The following is a 16,272-nucleotide window of genomic DNA, read 5'->3' on the forward strand; positions in this document are numbered from 1 at the left end:
TGGCGACCGTGGCGTTGGCGCTCACTCCACCTCTCCGATCTTGAGCATCTGACGCATGTAGACGGCGACCGCGCCGAGCAGGAGGAAGACCGTGACGAGGGCGATGGCCGAGCCGGTGCCGTAGTCGTTGACGACGAACGCCTTGTCGAACGAGTAGGTGGTGAGCACCTGGAACTCGGGCTCGGGGTGACCGTTGCGCATCACGTAGACCTGCGGGAAGACGCCCATGTCCCAGATGACGGAGAGGGTCGTCAGCATGACGATGATGGGCTTGAGGATCGGCAGGGTGACGTAGCGGAAGACGCCCCAGGAGCCGGCGCCGTCGAGGCGGGCGGCCTCCTCCAGTTCCTTGGGGACCTGGGTGAGGCCCGCGCTGAGCGTGATCACGACGAAGGGCACGGCGCCCCACACGACCAGCAGCATGATCACGGCGAGGCCCTGGGGGCCGCTGGCGAACCAGTTGTGGCCGATCATCTCGACGCCGGGCAGCTTGTCGATGAGCCAGTTGAGCACGCCGTAGTCCGCGTCGAACAGCCACTTGAAGATGGCGGTGGCGACGATGATGGGCATGCCCCAGCTGGCCACCAGGACGATGCTGACGAGCGCCTTCACCCAGGGCGAGACCCGCTGGAGCAGCAGCGCGATCAGCATGCCGAGGACCATGGTCAGGATGACGGCGCCGCCGGCGAAGATCACCGTGCGCACGACGACGGCCCAGAACTCGCCGTCACCGAGGATCTTGGCGAAGTTCTCCAGGCCGGCGCTCTCGGCCTCCTGGAAGCCCCACAGCTGGGGCTGGCCGAACTTCTGGAAGGAGAGGGTGACCAGGCGCACCAGCGGGTAGCCGAGCACCAGCACCAGAATGGTGAGGCAGGGCGCGAGGAGCAGCCACGGCACTCCCGCCCCGGGGCCCGTACCGCCCCTGGTCCGCTTGTCGTCCGGCTTCCCGGCGGTAGGTCCGGCACCCGGGCCGGGCGGTGGCGCGTGGCGCACCGCCGGCGCCTTCGCGGTGGTTGTCTCAGCGGCACTCATCCCGTGCTCCTCAGCGATCCCTCTCGTGCGTACGGGCGGCGGGGCCCCGCCGTGCGGCGGGGCCCCGCCCTCAGGTCACTTGGTGTTGATGACCTTGTCGATCGCGGCGTCCGCGTCCTTCGCGGCGGCCTCGACCGACTTCTTGCCGTTGGCGATCTCGACGAGCATCGTCTTGAGGATCTGGCCCTTCTCGACCTGGCCCCAGCCGGGCGCGGTCGGGACGAACCAGCTGTACTCGGCGGCGGTGGCCGGGACGGCGGTCGCCGGGTCGTCCTTCAGCGGGGCGAGGTCCGCCTTGTTGTTGGGCAGGTTGCCCTTGGCGGCGAGGCCCTTCTGGCCCTCGGCGCCGGTGAAGACGGCGATCCACTCCGCCGCGACGTCCTGGGACTTGGACTTGACCGGGATGGCCAGGTCGGAGCCGCCGAGGAAGACGGGGAGGTTCTTGCCGGACGGGCCGGGCATGACGAAGTCCTGGAGCTTGTCCTTCAACCCCCCGACCTTGTCGTTCTTCGGGTCGGCGGCGGTGGCGCCCTCCCAGCCGGCACCGAAGATGGTGGCGGCGTTGCCCTGGCCGAAGACGACGGGACGGTCGGACTCGTCCTTCGTCTTGTCGCCGTGCATGTACTTGTCGAGGACGTTCTTGTACGCGGTGAGGCCCTTGACCGACTCCGGCGAGGAGAGGTTCGCCTTCCAGGTGTCGCCGTCCTGCTTGGCGATGGAGCCGCCGGCCTCGTAGACGAAGGACATCGCGGCGTACCAGTCGGGCGCGGGCTGGTACCAGGCGCTGAACTTGTCGCCCTTCTTGGCCTGGATCTTGTCCAGGGCCGCGGTCAGCTCCGCCCAGGTCTTCGGGGCGTCCTTGACGCCGGCCTCGGCGGCGATGTCCTTGCGCCAGGTGCCCACGCGGCCACCGGCGTAGTAGGGGACGCCGTAGGTCTTGCCGTTGTAGGTGACGGAGGCCTTGAGGGCGTCCAGCCACTTGTCCGAGTTGTCGAACTTCTTCGGGTCGACCTCGGCGAAGGCGCCCTTCGCCATGTAGCCGATCATCTCGGTGTTGCCCATCTCGACCACGTCGGGGGCCTTGTCCGTGGCCAGGACCGCGTCGAGCTTGGTGTTCTTGTCGGGCCAGCCGTAGTACTCGTGCTTGATCTTGATGCCGGGGTACTTCTTGACGATCGCGTCGTCGGCGGCCTTGACCAGCTCGGGCCAGTTGTTCTGCGCGTCGACGGTCAGCCAGACGGTAAGCTCCTTGGCCCCGCCCGCCTTGTCGTTCCCGCCGCTGTCGGAACCGCCGCACGCGGTGAGGCCGACCATCATGCCCGCGACACCGATCGCCGCGATGAGCTTGCGCTTCACGCCACCCTCCTCAGGGATGCCTGCAACCCCGCCCACCGCGAAGACATTACGTACGACGAACGACGAGTACTGCTCGTGGGGCTGGGACCTGGTCTTTAATGGTTTAGACCAGTAACCCGGAGCTTGGCCTAGACCTTTGGGGGTGTCAAGGGTGTATAAGAGGGGCTGTTGCGTCCGTTATCGGACCGACACCTGAGGAGGGGCGAAGACCCGTGACCGGTCCGTGCCACCATGTGAGCCGCGACAGACGGAGGAGCCGGTGACGGCAGCAGTACAGGAGTCGGAAAGGCAGGCCATGGCCACGGACAGTGGCGGTACGGAGACCGCGGTCGGGCTCCCGTCCGAGAACGGGACGGCGACCCGCACGGCTCGCGTACCGAAGTACTACCGGCTCAAGCGCCACTTGCTGGAGATGACCGAGACGATGCCCCCCGGCACACCCGTGCCGCCGGAGCGCACCCTCGCCGCCGAGTTCGACACCTCCCGCACCACCGTACGCCAGGCCCTCCAGGAACTGGTGGTCGAGGGCCGCCTGGAGCGGATCCAGGGCAAGGGCACGTTCGTGGCGAAGCCCAAGGTCTCCCAGGCGCTCCAACTCACCTCGTACACCGAGGACATGCGCGCCCAGGGCCTGGAGCCCACCTCCCAGCTGTTGGACATCGGGTACGTCACCGCCGACGACACCCTCGCGGGGCTGCTCGACATAGAGGCCGGCGGGCGCGTCCTGCGCATCGAGCGGCTCCGCCTCGCCAGCGGGGAGCCGATGGCCATCGAGACGACGCACCTGTCGGCCAAGCGCTTCCCGGCGCTGCGCCGCTCCCTGGCGAAGTACACGTCCCTCTACACGGCGCTCTCCGAGGTGTACGACGTGCGGCTGGCCGAGGCCGAGGAGACCATCGAGACCTCCCTGGCCACCCCGCGCGAGGCGGGGCTGCTCGGTACGGACGTGGGCCTGCCGATGCTGATGCTGTCCCGCCACTCCGTCGACGAGAACGGCGCCCCCGTGGAGTGGGTCCGTTCGGTGTACCGGGGCGACCGCTACAAGTTCGTGGCGCGCCTCAAGCGGCCCACCTCCGAGTAGCGGCCCGGCCCCCCCGGGGCCGGAGGACCGCGCGGACGTACGGCGGCCGGGCCCGGCACCCCGGCGCGGTCGCCCCGTCCTCCGGGACCCCGTCCTCCGGAACCCCGGCGGCCGGGCGGGCGGCACGCCGGGCCGACACCCCCTCACCGCGCACGCCCGCCTCCCGTCTCCCGCCGCCCGCGCCGCGTCCGCCGCCCTCCCCGGCCCTCGCCGGACCCGCCGGGTCACCGCAGTCACACCGTTATCGAGTGACGGGTTCCCTGCGGCCTGGCCGTCCCCTAGATTCACCGCATATTCGGCTGATCATGAGGGGACCGTTCGCCATGTCCGAGGTGACACAAGAGAAACAACCGGTGGTCACTCCCGTCCGGGTGGTGATCGCGCTCTGTCTGATCGCTCCGTTCGTCGCGATGCTCTGGGTGGGTTCCTACTCCCGGACGGAGCCCACGCTCATCGGCATCCCGTTCTTCTACTGGTACCAGATGCTGTGGGTCGTGCTGTCGACCGCGCTGACGATGGTCGCGTACCAGTTGTGGCACCGCGAGCAGCGCGCCCGCGCCTCCCGGAACGGGGGTGGGGAGCGATGAAGGACGGTGTCAACGGCGTCGCGCTCGCCGTCTTCGTCTTCTTCTTCCTGCTCGTCACGGTCCTCGGATTCATGGCCGCCCGCTGGCGCAGGGCGGAGAACGAGAACAGCCTGGACGAGTGGGGCCTGGGCGGTCGCTCGTTCGGCACGTGGGTCACCTGGTTCCTGCTCGGCGGCGACCTGTACACGGCGTACACCTTCGTCGCCGTCCCGGCCGCGATCTACGCGGCGGGCGCGGCCGGCTTCTTCGCCGTGCCGTACACGATCCTCGTCTACCCGCTGATCTTCACCTTCCTGCCCCGCCTGTGGTCGGTGTCGCACAAGCACGGGTACGTCACCACCTCCGACTTCGTGCGCGGGCGCTTCGGCTCCAAGGGCCTGTCGCTGGCGGTCGCCCTCACCGGCATCCTCGCCACGATGCCGTACATCGCGCTCCAGCTCGTCGGCATCCAGGCCGTGCTGGACGTCATGGGCCTCGGCGGCGGCGAGTCGACGCACTGGTTCATCAAGGACCTGCCGCTGCTCCTCGCCTTCGGCGTGCTCGCGGCGTACACGTACTCCTCCGGGCTGCGCGCCCCCGCGCTGATCGCGTTCGTCAAGGACACGCTGATCTACCTGGTCATCGCGGTCGCCATCATCTACATCCCCATCAAGCTGGGCGGGTTCGACGCGATCTTCGGCGCCGCCGGCGACGCCTTCGCGCAGGTCAACCCGGCGACCGACAAGCCGCGCGGCGCGCTCGTGCCGGGCGAGGGGGCCCAGTGGACGTACGCCACGCTGGCGCTCGGCTCGGCGCTGGCGCTGTTCATGTACCCGCACTCGATCACGGCCACCCTGTCGTCCGGCAGCCGTGACGTGATCCGCCGCAACACGACGATCCTGCCGCTGTACTCGCTGATGCTCGGCCTGCTCGCGCTCCTCGGGTTCATGGCGATCGCCGCCGGCATCAAGGTGCAGAACGGCCAGCTGGCCATCCCCCAGTTGTTCGAGGACATGTTCCCGGACTGGTTCACGGGCGTGGCCTTCGCCGCGATCGGCATCGGCGCGCTCGTCCCGGCCGCCATCATGTCCATCGCCGCGGCGAACCTCTTCACCCGCAACATCTACAAGGACTTCCTGAAGCCGGACGCCACCCCGGAGCAGGAGACCAAGGTGTCCAAGCTGGTGTCGCTGCTGGTGAAGGTGGGCGCCCTCGCCTTCGTCCTGACGATGGACAAGACGGTCGCCATCAACTTCCAGCTCCTGGGCGGCATCTGGATCCTCCAGACCTTCCCCGCGCTGGTCATCGGCCTGTTCACCCGCTGGTTCCACCGCTGGGCGCTGCTGGGCGGCTGGGCGGTCGGCATGGTGTACGGCACGTGGACCGCGTACAACGTGGCGAGCCCCACGCAGAAGCACTTCGGCGGCTCGTCGGCGGAGATCCCCGGCATCGGCGAGATCGGCTACATCGGCCTCACCGCGTTCGTGCTGAACCTGCTGGTCACGGTCGTCCTCACGTTCGTGCTGCGGGCGGTGAAGGCCCCGGAGGGCGTCGACGAGACGACGGCGTCCGACTACACCGCCGACTCCGGCGACCCCGGGGTCAGCCCCGAACTGCCCAAGGTGGGAACCGGCCACTGACCCCCCGGCCCGCCGCGCCCGGAGGCCCCGCCCTCCCCACCCGCGCGGCCCGGCGGCCCCCAAGGGCCCCGCACCGCCCCGCCGGGGTGGTGCGGGGCCCCTCACGTTCCGCGGGGCGGGGTGGGCGAGGATGGGCGCATGAGACGCCGCCCCGCTCCCCCTCCGGCCGCCCTGGCCCTGCTGCTCCTCCTCGCCGCCTGCGGCACGCGGACGGCCGGTGCGGACGTGCCCGACCGGGCCGGACTGGAGGCCCGCGCCGCCGCCCTGCAGACCCGGCCCGAGCACGTGTACGTGACGGAGGCGGACGGCTTCGACCTGGCCGAGCAGTCCGTGGGCGTCCTCGGCGACGACGGCTTCTCCGCCACGTACGTCTCCCCGGGCGGCGGCGCGATCACCCTCGCCGTCGAGCGCGGCGGGGTCGACGCGGCGAGCTGCGCGGAGCTCCCCGCGGTTTCGGCCACCGGCCCCGCCGGCACCCCCTGCGAGAAGGACGGCGCGGGCTGGTACCGCGCCTCGGACGGCGCCCACGCGTACGTGCGCGCCGAGAACGGGCTGCGCGTCCGGGTCAGCGCCGACCGCTCCGTCGACCGCGACACGTTGCGCGGCGCCGCCGAGCGGGCGCACCGCGCCTCCGACGAGGAGCTGGACGCGGTCCTGCCCGAGCTCCGGCCCGGCGCCGGGGAGCCCGTCGAACGCGGCGACCTGCCGCCCGTGGGCGACGGGGCGCCCCGAAACGACGTGGGCGCGAGCGGCTGATCCCGCCACACTGGGTCCCATGGACGCCACTTGGACCCCACCCGCCGCACCGAGCACCACCGACTTCGCCATCCGCCCCGTACGCCCCGCCGAGCACCGCGCCCTGGGCGAGATCAGCGCCCGCGCCTACCTCGACGGCGGGCTGCTCCAGTACGGGGCCGACGACCCCTACCTCGACCTGCTGCGCGACGTGCCGCGCCGGGCCGCCGAGGCCGAGGTGCTCGTCGCCGTCGACCCGGACGGCACGCTCCTGGGCGGCGTGACGTTCGTCCCGTCCGGCGGCAGCCCGTGGGCGGACATCGCGGGACCGGACGAGGCCGAGTTCCGGGTGCTCGCCGTGTCCGGCGCGGCGCGCGGACGGGGCGTGGGCGAGGCGCTCGTACGGGCGTGCGCCGACCGGGCACGCGCGGTCGACGGCTGCGCGCGGCTCGTCCTGTCGGTCGTCCCGCAGGCCCGCGGCGCCCGGCGGCTGTACGACCGGATGGGCTTCGCCAGGGCCCCGCAGCGGGACTGGGAGCCCCTGCCCGGTCTGCCCCTCCTCGCGTACGAGCTGACACTCTGACACAACATGTGGGGGGTGCCGTATCCCGCGCCCCCCACATGTATGCTCGTGCTCGCTGTCGTAGCAGGGGAATCCGGTGCGAGTCCGGAACTGTCCCGCAACGGTGTACCGGTGTGCCCTTCGCGTACCCCACAAGTCCGACGACCTGCCGACAGCGCACCCGGACCGTCCGGCCCGGGTGCCCAGACGTCCGGGCCTCGCGGAGTGGGCCGGCGGACGCGGTCACGCACGCCCCCGTGCCCAGGGGCGGGGTGCGCCCGCTTCCCGCCTCCCCGCCGTGCGGCCCCGAGCCGAGCGAGGGAGAGCCCCCACGTGACCATCGCGCCAGCGGATCCGGCCTCAGCCACCGAAGCCGACGCTCCCGGGACCGCGTTGCTGCGGACCCTGACCGACCTCACCGCGGACCTTCCCGACACCGACCCCGGCCGGGTCGCCGCCGCCGCCCTGCGCGGCCGGCACGCCGGGTCGGACGAGGCCGAACTCCGGGAGCTCGCCACCGAGGCGGCGGCCGGCCTGATCGCCGAGGACCCGGCGTACTCCAGGCTCGCCGCCCGGCTGCTGGCCCGCGCGATCACCGACGAGGCCGCCGGCCAGGGAGCGGTGGCGTTCTCCGCGTCGGTCGCCGTCGGCCACCGCGAAGGGCTCATCGCCGACCGGACCGCCGACTTCGTCGCCCGCCACGCCGACCGGCTCGACGCGGTGATCGACCCGGCGGCCGACGACCGCTTCGGCTACTTCGGGCTGCGCACCCTGTACTCCCGCTACCTGCTGCGCCACCCGATCACCCGCAAGGTCGTCGAGACCCCGCAGCAGTTCCTGCTCCGCGTCGCCTGCGGACTGGCGGAGGACGGCACCGCGCGCGCCCTCGGCGAGGTCGAGGCGCTGTACGGGCTGATGAGCCGGCTCGACTACCTGCCCTCCTCCCCCACCCTGTTCAACTCGGGCACCCGCCACCCCCAGATGTCCTCCTGCTACCTGCTGGACTCCCCCCAGGACGAGCTGGACTCCATCTACGACCGCTACCACCAGGTGGCGCGGCTGTCGAAGCACGCGGGCGGCATCGGCCTGTCGTACTCCCGCATCCGCGCCCGCGGTTCGCTGATCCGCGGCACCAACGGCCACTCCAACGGCATCGTCCCGTTCCTGAAGACGCTCGACGCGTCGGTCGCCGCCGTCAACCAGGGCGGTCGCCGCAAGGGCGCCGCCGCGGTCTACCTGGAGACCTGGCACGCCGACATCGAGGAGTTCCTGGAGCTCCGCGACAACACCGGCGAGGACGCCCGCCGCACCCACAACCTGAACCTGGCGCACTGGATCCCGGACGAGTTCATGCGCCGCGTCAACGCCGACGCCCCGTGGTCGCTGTTCTCCCCGTCGGACGTGCCCGAGCTGGTCGACCTGTGGGGCGAGGAGTTCGACGCCGCGTACCGGGCCGCCGAGGCGAAGGGCCTGGCCCGCAAGACGATGCCGGCCCGCGACCTGTACGGCCGGATGATGCGGACCCTCGCGCAGACCGGCAACGGCTGGATGACGTTCAAGGACGCCGCGAACCGCACCGCCAACCAGACCGCCGAGCCGGGCCACACGGTCCACTCCTCGAACCTGTGCACCGAGATCCTGGAGGTCACGGACGACGGGGAGACCGCGGTCTGCAACCTGGGCTCGGTGAACCTGGGCGCGTTCGTCGCCGGCGACGGCATCGACTGGGAGCGGCTGGACGAGACGGTCCGCACCGCGGTGACGTTCCTCGACCGGGTCGTCGACATCAACTTCTACCCGACCGAGCAGGCCGGCCGGTCCAACGCCCGCTGGCGCCCGGTGGGCCTGGGCGCGATGGGCCTCCAGGACGTCTTCTTCAAGCTGCGGTTGCCGTTCGACTCGCCCGAGGCGCGCGCCCTGTCCACGCGGATCGCCGAGCGGATCATGCTCGCCGCGTACGAGGCGTCCGCCGACCTGGCCGAGCGCAGCGGCCCGCTGCCCGCCTGGGACAAGACCCGCACGGCGCGCGGCGTGCTGCACCCCGACCACTACGACGTGGAGCTGACCTGGCCGGAGCGGTGGGCGGCGCTGCGCGAGCGCGTCGCCTCCGTCGGCCTGCGCAACTCGCTGCTCCTCGCGATCGCGCCGACCGCGACGATCGCGTCCATCGCGGGGGTCTACGAGTGCATCGAGCCGCAGGTCTCCAACCTGTTCAAGCGCGAGACGCTGTCCGGCGAGTTCCTCCAGGTCAACTCGTACCTGGTGGACGACCTGAAGAAGCTCGGCGTGTGGGACGCGCAGACCCGCGAGGCGCTGCGCGAGTCGAACGGCTCGGTGCAGGGCTTCACCTGGGTGCCGGCCGAGGTGCGCGAGCTGTACCGGACGGCGTGGGAGATCCCGCAGCGCGGCCTGATCGACATGGCCGCCGCCCGGACGCCGTTCCTGGACCAGTCGCAGTCGCTGAACCTGTTCCTGGAGACGCCGACCATCGGCAAGCTGTCGTCGATGTACGCGTACGCCTGGAAGCAGGGCCTGAAGACCACGTACTACCTGCGCTCCCGCCCGGCGACGCGGATCGCCCGCGCCGCGTCCGCGACCCCCGTGCCCGTCCAGCAGGCGTCCGAGCCCGACGCCGTCGCCTGCTCCCTTGAGAACCCCGAGTCCTGCGAGGCCTGTCAGTGATGAGCTCCACCCGCGACACCCACCCGTCACCCGGCCACCGCCCCTCATCGGCGGCGCTTCGCACCGGCACCCCCAGGCTGCTCGACCCGGGCTTCGAGCTGACGCTGCGTCCGATGCGCTACCCGGACTTCTACGAGCGCTACCGGGACGCCATCAAGAACACCTGGACCGTCGAGGAGGTCGACCTCCACTCGGACGTCGCGGACCTGGTGAAGCTGACCCCCGGCGAGCAGCACCTGATCGGCCGGCTCGTGGCGTTCTTCGCGACGGGCGACTCGATCGTCGCGAACAACCTGGTCCTGACGCTCTACAAGCACATCAACTCGCCCGAGGCCCGGCTCTACCTCTCCCGCCAGTTGTTCGAGGAGGCCGTGCACGTCCAGTTCTACCTGACGCTGCTCGACACGTACCTCCCCGACCCGGACGACCGCGCCGCCGCGTTCGACGCCGTCGAGAACATCCCGTCCATCCGCGAGAAGGCCGCGTTCTGCTTCCGGTGGATGGACTCGGTGGAGAAGCTGGACCGGCTGGAGACCAAGGCCGACCGGCGCCGCTTCCTGCTGAACCTGATCTGCTTCGCCGCGTGCATCGAGGGCCTGTTCTTCTACGGCGCCTTCGCGTACGTCTACTGGTTCCGCTCGCGCGGTCTGCTGCACGGCCTGGCGACCGGCACCAACTGGGTGTTCCGCGACGAGACGATGCACATGAGCTTCGCCTTCGACGTCGTGGACACGGTCCGCAAGGAGGATCCGGACCTGTTCGACGACCGGCTGGAGCAGCAGGTCGTAGACATGCTGAAGGAGGCCGTGGAGGCCGAGCTGCAGTTCGCCCGCGACCTGTGCGGCGACGGCCTGCCGGGCATGAACACCGAGTCGATGCGCGCCTACCTGGAGTGCGTCGCCGACCAGCGCCTGACCCGGCTGGGCTTCGCCCCGGTGTACGGCTCGGAGAACCCGTTCGCGTTCATGGAGCTGCAGGGCGTCCAGGAGCTGACGAACTTCTTCGAGCGGCGCCCCTCCGCGTACCAGGTCGCCGTCGAGGGTTCGGTGGACCTGGACGAGGACTTCTGACCGGTCCGCCCCCGGCGTACGGCGGCCCGCGCCCCTCCCCCGCGGGAAGGGGCGCGGGCCGCCGCGCCGTCGGTCAGATGCCGCAGCTGGGCGCCGACCAGTACCGGCTGGGCCGGTGGTCGAGGTGCGTGTGGTCGTTGTGGCCCGGGTAGCCGGGGCCGAGGATCCCGTTGAAGCCGTGGTTGCGGGCCTGCTGCGCCAGCTTGCACAGCGAGTGCGGGCCGGCGCCGAGGTCGGCGGCGTCACCGTACAGGTGGCGGCTGTCGGACGCCCCGCCGACCGCGTTGTTGCAGCTCACCGAGCGGAAGCCGCTGGTCACCGTGATCGGCTGGTCGCCCAGGGCGTGCCGCAGGGCCTCCAGCTTCCACATGGTGCGCAGCGCGTTGGCCTTGGCGGTGGCCGCGCTCACGGCGCCGCCGGACCAGGTGGAGTTGCAGCGGTTGAGTTCGGCGTAGCTGAAGTGGACCGGGGTGCAGTCGCTGTCCTGGAGGGCGTAGATCTTGCTGAAGGTCGCGGGGCCGGCGACCCCGTCGGCGGTGAGCCCGTAGGCGGCCTGGAAGCGCTTGACGGCGGCGGTGGTCGCCGGGCCGTACGAGCCGTCGACGGCGAGGACCGCGCCGTAGCCGGGGTATCCGGAGACCCGGATCTGGAGCTGGGTGACGTCGGATCCGGTCGCGCCCTGCGACAGGGTGCGGGACCAGGTGTAGCAGTCGTCGGCCTGGGCGGGACCGGCGGTGGCCACGACTCCGGCGAGGCCGGCGACGGCGACCATGACCAGGGACAACAGAAGGCGTGCCGTACGTCTCAGCATTGCGTCTCCCTGTTGTGAGGACGGTGTACGGGAGAGACTGGCGTGACGGTCAACGCGCGTCAACAGCCCCCGCGCCACCGCTGTCCGTCCGCCCGGTGACGGAACGGTGAAGCGCGGGGCGGCGGGGACGGCAGGGGCGGCGGGGACGGCAGGGGGCGACGGGACACGCCCGTGCCGGACGCGGCCGTTCGCCGGCACGGGCTTGTCGCGTCCCGGAGCAGGTGGGGGCCCGGGGCTCAGTCGTTGGGGACCACGGGGTAGCGCGGCGTGCCCTCGGCCATCTGGCGCAGGGCGTCCTTGCGGTCCCGCTTCGACAGGCGGTCGATGTACAGGTAGCCGTACAGGTGGTCCGTCTCGTGCTGGAGGCAGCGGGCGAAGTAGCCCGTGCCGCGGACCTTGATGGGGTTGCCCTTCACGTCCTGGCCGCGCACGACCGCGTAGTCGGGGCGGGCCAGCGAGGCGTACGCGGTGGGGACGGACAGGCAGCCCTCGTTGGAGTCGTCCAGGACGCGCCGCTCGGGCGGCAGTTCCTCCAGGACCGGGTTGCAGACGACGCCGACGTGGCGCACGCCCTCGTCGTCGGGGCAGTCGTAGACGAAGACCTTCAGGTCGACGCCGATCTGGTTGGCGGCGAGGCCCACGCCCTCGGCGGTGCGCTGGCTGGCGAACATGTCGTCGACCAGCCGGGCCAGTTCGTCGTCGAACGCGGTGACGTCCTTGCACTCCTTGTGCAGCACCGGGTTGCCGACGACCGTGATCGGACGCGACGTGCCGCGCGCGCGGTACGCCTGCTCGCGCTCCTCGCAGTTCTCCGTGTCGACGACGAAGCCCTCGTCGTCCACGGGGAGGGCTTCGAAGCCCTGCTGGTCCGTCTCCTGCTGCGCCATGACCGGTTTCGCGCCTTCCCTTAAATACCCGTTGCGATGTGCCCGTACAGCCTACGGGCCCGGGGGGACGGGCATCAGCAGACTTCCTCCAGATCCCGCCACTCCCGGCTGTCCGGGCTGTCCGCGACCCAGCCGTCCAGCAGCCCCCGCACCAGCCCGGCCGGCGCGGCGATGCCGCACTCCCGCTCCGGCACCCACAGGTCGCCGGCGGTGCGGTGGCCGAGGGGGCCCGGGTGGCCGGGCTCGCTGTGGTCGTGCGGGTCGAGGTGCTCGCCGTCGCCCTCGGCGCTCGGCATCCGCGACTCGGAGCAGGTGCGGCACAGCAGCCGCACGGACGACGACCAGTCCTCGGCGGCGAACCCGGCGTCGGCGGCGAGGCGCTCCAGGGCGTCCCTGTCGGCCTCGGTCGCGGCCTCCAGCAGCACCACCCAGGTCGGCACGGGCGACGGCGCCCACAGCTCGATCTCGTCGAACACGGGGAAGCTGTGCCCGGACGCGGTGGTCCGCTCGCCGTTGGGCACCCCGTCGTGGAGGACGACCTCGCCCCAGCGGCGCCCGGACGACGGCAGCGGGATCGACAGCACCTCGATCCGGGCCGGGTCGAGCCTGCGGCCCCACACCACCTCGGCCTCGCCCTCCGGCGACAGCCGTACGGCGGCGCTGCCCAGCTCCATGCCGGTCGGCTCCCCACCGGGCGCGTCCCCCGCGGGCACCTTCAGGCCGTACGCCTGCCAGGCCCGCCGGGCGAGCGGCCAGTCCTGGAGGGCCGTGGCGGCGATGCCGACGTTCCACCAGTCGGGCGCCCCGGTCTCCTTGTCGAGCAGGGCGACCGCCCGGAGCCCGGCGGCGCGGGCCTGTTCCCAGTCGTGGCGGAACTTGTGCAGCAGCGCCAGGTTGAACCAGGACTCGGAGAGCCAGGGCTCCAGATCGGCGGCGCGCGTCAGCAGCGCGCCCGCGTCCTCGTACCGCCCGTCCCCGATCAGCGTGAACGCGCGGTCGGTGGCCTGCCGCCACGAGGCGGAGGGCCGATGCCGTACCTTCCCGAAGATCCTCACGATTCCCGCCTGCCGGTCGCTGAAGGTCACTGCCCCCGGACACCCTCTCGTTGGCATCCAACCATGCCCGGTCGCACGCCCGCTCATTACCCATGGGTTACCCCGGTGCCGGCCCCTCGACGCCGCCGCGGGCGACGACCCTGACGAGGGATTCCACCACGGCGGGGTGGTAGTCCCGCGCGGTCCCCAGGCGGAGGTGCTCCAGCGCCCGGAGCGCCCCCTGGGCGGTTTCCCCGGACAGGTCGTCGTACGCGTTGACGGCGCGGACGATCCGCGCGGCGACGGGTTGCTCCCGGTACGGGTCGGCCTGCCGCTCCACGACGGCGGCGACGGCCGCGGGGACGCCGGTCTGGCGGACCACGGCGCCGCCGAGGAGGGCGATGCGGCGCTGCTCGGCGGGGGGCAGCAGGGCGGTGGCGCCCTCGGGGACCGGGTCGACGAGGGAGAGCTGGCCGATGTCGTGCATGAGCGCCGCGTACTCCAGGACGGTCAGGTCCTCCCCCGACAGGCCCAGTTCCCGCCCGACGGCCCGGCTGAGCGCGGCGACCCGGTGGGCGTGGCCGGTCGGCGTGTAGCCGGCGACCTCGGTGGCCCGGGCCAGGGAGGCGATGGTCTGCCGGTACGTGCGGCGGACGGCGGCGTAGCGGCGGAAGGCGAGCTGGGTGAGGAGCAGCGGCACGCACAGCACGGGGAGCGCCCACAGCCCGGCGACGGCCACCGCGAGGGCCATCACGGCGCCGGTCGCGCAGATGGCGGACCCGACGCCCGGCAGGGCCCGCAGCTCGTCGCGGAGGAGGGGCGCGTACGGGTAGCGGGTGCGGGCGTGCAGGAGGAGGGCCGCCAGTACGGCGTCGCACAACGCGGTCAGGACGAGGACGAGCACCAGGGCCGGCACGTGGCGCGGGTCCGGGGCGGTGTGCAGGGGCCCGGCGCAGACGGCGGCGAAGACGAGGGTGAGCACCCTGCGGGCCAGGTAGTCCGGGTGGGGGCCCCGCCCGCGCGCGATGTGCGGGAAGACCCCGGCCAGCGCGCCCACCACGGCGACGGCGACGGTCTGCGGTACGCCGTGCCCGGCGGGCACGAGGGCGTAGGCGAGCGCCCCGGCGGCGCCGAGCGGCGCGGGTTCCCGCTCGTCGGGCCCGGCGTACCACCGGGCGAGCCCCCCGACGGCGATCAGCACGCCGAAGGCGAGGGCGGCCCCGGGCTGGTGGACGCCGGCCCAGAGGGTCCACGCCACTCCCCCGGCCACCGTCCCGACGGCGCACCCGCGCACCCCCGCCACCACGCCCGGCACGCTCAAGGCTCCCCCCGTCGGGACGCCCCCCGCGCCGGCCCGTGCCCCACCGCCCCGCCCCCGGTGGCGCCGGGGTCCGTCGGCCCTTCGCGGACGGCCCGGAGGGCGGGGGGCCCCGCCGGGGGCGGCAGGGGTTCGTCGGAGGTCACCGTCGCCTCCCAGCCGTGCCGGGCGAGGGCCCTGGTCAGGGCGTCGACCATGGCCGGGTCGAACTGGGTGCCGGCGCAACGGGCCAGTTCGGCCAGGGCCGCGGGGACGGGGCGGGCGCGGCTGTAGGAGCGGGTGGAGGTCATCGCGTCGAACGCGTCGGCGACCGCGACCACCCGCGCCGGCTCCGGGATCTCGGCGCCCTGGAGCCCGTACGGGTAGCCCTTGCCGTCGAGGCGCTCGTGGTGGTGGAGGATCGCGGAGCGCGCCTCGCCGAGGAAGCCGATGCCGCGCACCACCTCGTGCCCGTACTCCGGGTGCAGCTCGATGATCCGCCGCTCCTCCCGGGTCAGCGGGCCGTCCTTGCGCAGCACGCGCGTGGGGACGCCGATCTTGCCCACGTCGTGGAGCGTGCCGGCGAAGCGGAGGACCTCCAGCCGGTCCTCGTCCATGCCGAGCTCGCGGCCGATCATGACGGAGGCGCGGCCGACGCGTTCGCTGTGCCCGCGCGTGTACGTGTCCTTGAGGTCGACGGCCTGGACGAGGGCCCGGATCGTCGCCTGGTGCGCGGCGCGTTCTCGGTGGTACTGGGTGTACGCCCAGCACGTGACGTACATCGGCAGCAGGGTGAACAGCGCGGCGGGCCAGCCGTACGGGCTGCGCCACAGCACGGCCGTCATCAGCCCGACCAGCCCGTGCGCGGCGTGCGCGGCGAGGGACCGGCCGAGGATGCCCCGCCAGGCGGCGCGCGGCGGCACGCGCTCGGCGGTGGCGAGGATGCCGCCGTCGAGGGCGGTCAGGACCGCGCAGAACACGAGGACGGCCGCGCCCGCCGGGAGGAGCGCGTACGGCAGGTCGGGAGTCCGGTCGACGGCGGCGGGCCCGCCGAGGAGGGCGGCGGTCCGGGCGGCGGCCCAGACGGCGAGGGCGAGCCGCGCGGCCCGCCAGACGCGTCGGGGCCGGGCGGGGCGCCGGTCCCCGACGGGGGAGAGCAGCGCCCCGGGCACGGCGGCGAGCGCGGCGGCGGCGGGCGGCAGCAGGAGCGCGGCGGCGAGGAGGACGGGGAAGTAGCACCCGGCGGGGGCGGGCGGGGCGCCGCCGGCGGCCCGGGCCCCGGCGGGGCGGCCGGTCACGCGGTTCGCCGTACCGGCCAGGAGCCGGGAGCGGGCCGGGGACTCGCAGAACGCGTACAGCCCCGCCAGGAGCGCCACGGAGCCCCACGGGGTCGCGGAGGCGGGGGCGAGCGCGGGGAGCGCGCACGCGGCGGCGGCCAGCGCCGCACCGGCGATGTACGCGCGCGCGGCTCCCGGAATGCCCGCCACGACCCCTCCGCTTCCGTTCGCCGCCCGGTCCG

At 72.7% G+C, this 16,272-nt stretch carries 14 protein-coding genes and 1 riboswitch; of the genes, 7 read left to right on the top strand and 7 right to left on the bottom strand.

The window, feature by feature from the left end; translation table 11 throughout:
• Nucleotides 1-21: 21 nt before the first annotated feature.
• A complete protein-coding gene (locus AC07D6_RS09785; protein WP_315875753.1) occupies nucleotides 22-1,032 on the bottom strand; it encodes a carbohydrate ABC transporter permease in 1,011 nt (336 codons plus the stop codon).
• 75 nt (nucleotides 1,033-1,107) lie between these two features.
• Entirely contained in the window at nucleotides 1,108-2,388 is a 1,281-nt protein-coding gene (locus tag AC07D6_RS09790; RefSeq protein ID WP_315875754.1) for an extracellular solute-binding protein, read from the bottom strand.
• A gap of 295 nt (nucleotides 2,389-2,683) precedes the next feature.
• On the opposite strand from AC07D6_RS09790, the gene AC07D6_RS09795 reads away from it, so the two are divergent.
• The 7 genes from AC07D6_RS09795 (at nucleotide 2,684) to AC07D6_RS09825 (ending at nucleotide 10,724) form a co-directional block, all read left to right on the top strand.
• Entirely contained in the window at nucleotides 2,684-3,469 is a 786-nt protein-coding gene (locus AC07D6_RS09795; protein ID WP_315875755.1) for a GntR family transcriptional regulator, read from the top strand.
• Nucleotides 3,470-3,792: 323 nt separating this feature from the next.
• Nucleotides 3,793-4,056 carry a DUF3311 domain-containing protein gene (locus AC07D6_RS09800; RefSeq protein WP_315875880.1) on the top strand — a complete coding sequence of 88 codons (264 nt, stop codon included), beginning with the start codon at nucleotides 3,793-3,795 and terminating at the stop codon, nucleotides 4,054-4,056.
• Nucleotides 4,053-5,675 (top strand): monocarboxylate uptake permease MctP, encoded by a 1,623-nt coding sequence (mctP, locus tag AC07D6_RS09805; protein WP_315875756.1) that lies wholly within the window; start codon nucleotides 4,053-4,055, stop codon nucleotides 5,673-5,675. The genes AC07D6_RS09800 and mctP overlap by 4 nt, the downstream gene beginning before the upstream one ends.
• Before the next feature lie 138 nt (nucleotides 5,676-5,813).
• A complete protein-coding gene (locus AC07D6_RS09810) occupies nucleotides 5,814-6,431 on the top strand; it encodes a hypothetical protein (RefSeq protein WP_315875757.1) in 618 nt (205 codons plus the stop codon).
• A gap of 19 nt (nucleotides 6,432-6,450) precedes the next feature.
• Complete coding sequence (locus AC07D6_RS09815) at nucleotides 6,451-6,993, top strand: GNAT family N-acetyltransferase (RefSeq protein ID WP_479043187.1); 543 nt, start codon at nucleotides 6,451-6,453, stop codon at nucleotides 6,991-6,993.
• A 32-nt stretch (nucleotides 6,994-7,025) separates the two neighbouring features.
• Nucleotides 7,026-7,160: riboswitch (cobalamin riboswitch) on the top strand.
• A 145-nt stretch (nucleotides 7,161-7,305) separates the two neighbouring features.
• On the top strand, nucleotides 7,306-9,654 hold the full coding sequence (locus AC07D6_RS09820) for a ribonucleoside-diphosphate reductase subunit alpha (RefSeq protein WP_315875759.1): 2,349 nt from the start codon (nucleotides 7,306-7,308) through the stop codon (nucleotides 9,652-9,654).
• Nucleotides 9,655-9,767: 113 nt separating this feature from the next.
• Nucleotides 9,768-10,724: a ribonucleotide-diphosphate reductase subunit beta gene (locus AC07D6_RS09825; protein ID WP_479043288.1), complete on the top strand. Its 957-nt coding sequence runs from the start codon at nucleotides 9,768-9,770 to the stop codon at nucleotides 10,722-10,724.
• 73 nt (nucleotides 10,725-10,797) lie between these two features.
• On the opposite strand, the gene AC07D6_RS09830 is transcribed toward AC07D6_RS09825, so the two are convergent.
• The 5 genes from AC07D6_RS09830 to AC07D6_RS09850 form a co-directional block, all read right to left on the bottom strand.
• The gene (locus AC07D6_RS09830) at nucleotides 10,798-11,535 is read right to left on the bottom strand and encodes a D-Ala-D-Ala carboxypeptidase family metallohydrolase (protein ID WP_479043188.1); all 738 of its coding nucleotides are present in this window, start codon (nucleotides 11,533-11,535) and stop codon (nucleotides 10,798-10,800) included.
• Nucleotides 11,536-11,771: 236 nt separating this feature from the next.
• The gene (gene def, locus AC07D6_RS09835; RefSeq protein WP_315875762.1) at nucleotides 11,772-12,422 is read right to left on the bottom strand and encodes a peptide deformylase; all 651 of its coding nucleotides are present in this window, start codon (nucleotides 12,420-12,422) and stop codon (nucleotides 11,772-11,774) included.
• A gap of 74 nt (nucleotides 12,423-12,496) precedes the next feature.
• Entirely contained in the window at nucleotides 12,497-13,477 is a 981-nt protein-coding gene (locus AC07D6_RS09840) for a tetratricopeptide repeat protein (protein WP_315875881.1), read from the bottom strand.
• Nucleotides 13,478-13,574: 97 nt separating this feature from the next.
• On the bottom strand, nucleotides 13,575-14,777 hold the full coding sequence (locus tag AC07D6_RS09845) for an HD-GYP domain-containing protein (RefSeq protein ID WP_479043190.1): 1,203 nt from the start codon (nucleotides 14,775-14,777) through the stop codon (nucleotides 13,575-13,577).
• Nucleotides 14,774-16,240 carry an HD-GYP domain-containing protein gene (locus tag AC07D6_RS09850; RefSeq protein WP_479043192.1) on the bottom strand — a complete coding sequence of 489 codons (1,467 nt, stop codon included), beginning with the start codon at nucleotides 16,238-16,240 and terminating at the stop codon, nucleotides 14,774-14,776. Before AC07D6_RS09850 ends, AC07D6_RS09845 begins: the two co-directional genes overlap by 4 nt.
• Nucleotides 16,241-16,272: the final 32 nt, after the last annotated feature.

Source organism: Streptomyces sp. NPDC045287 (genome assembly GCF_056432325.1).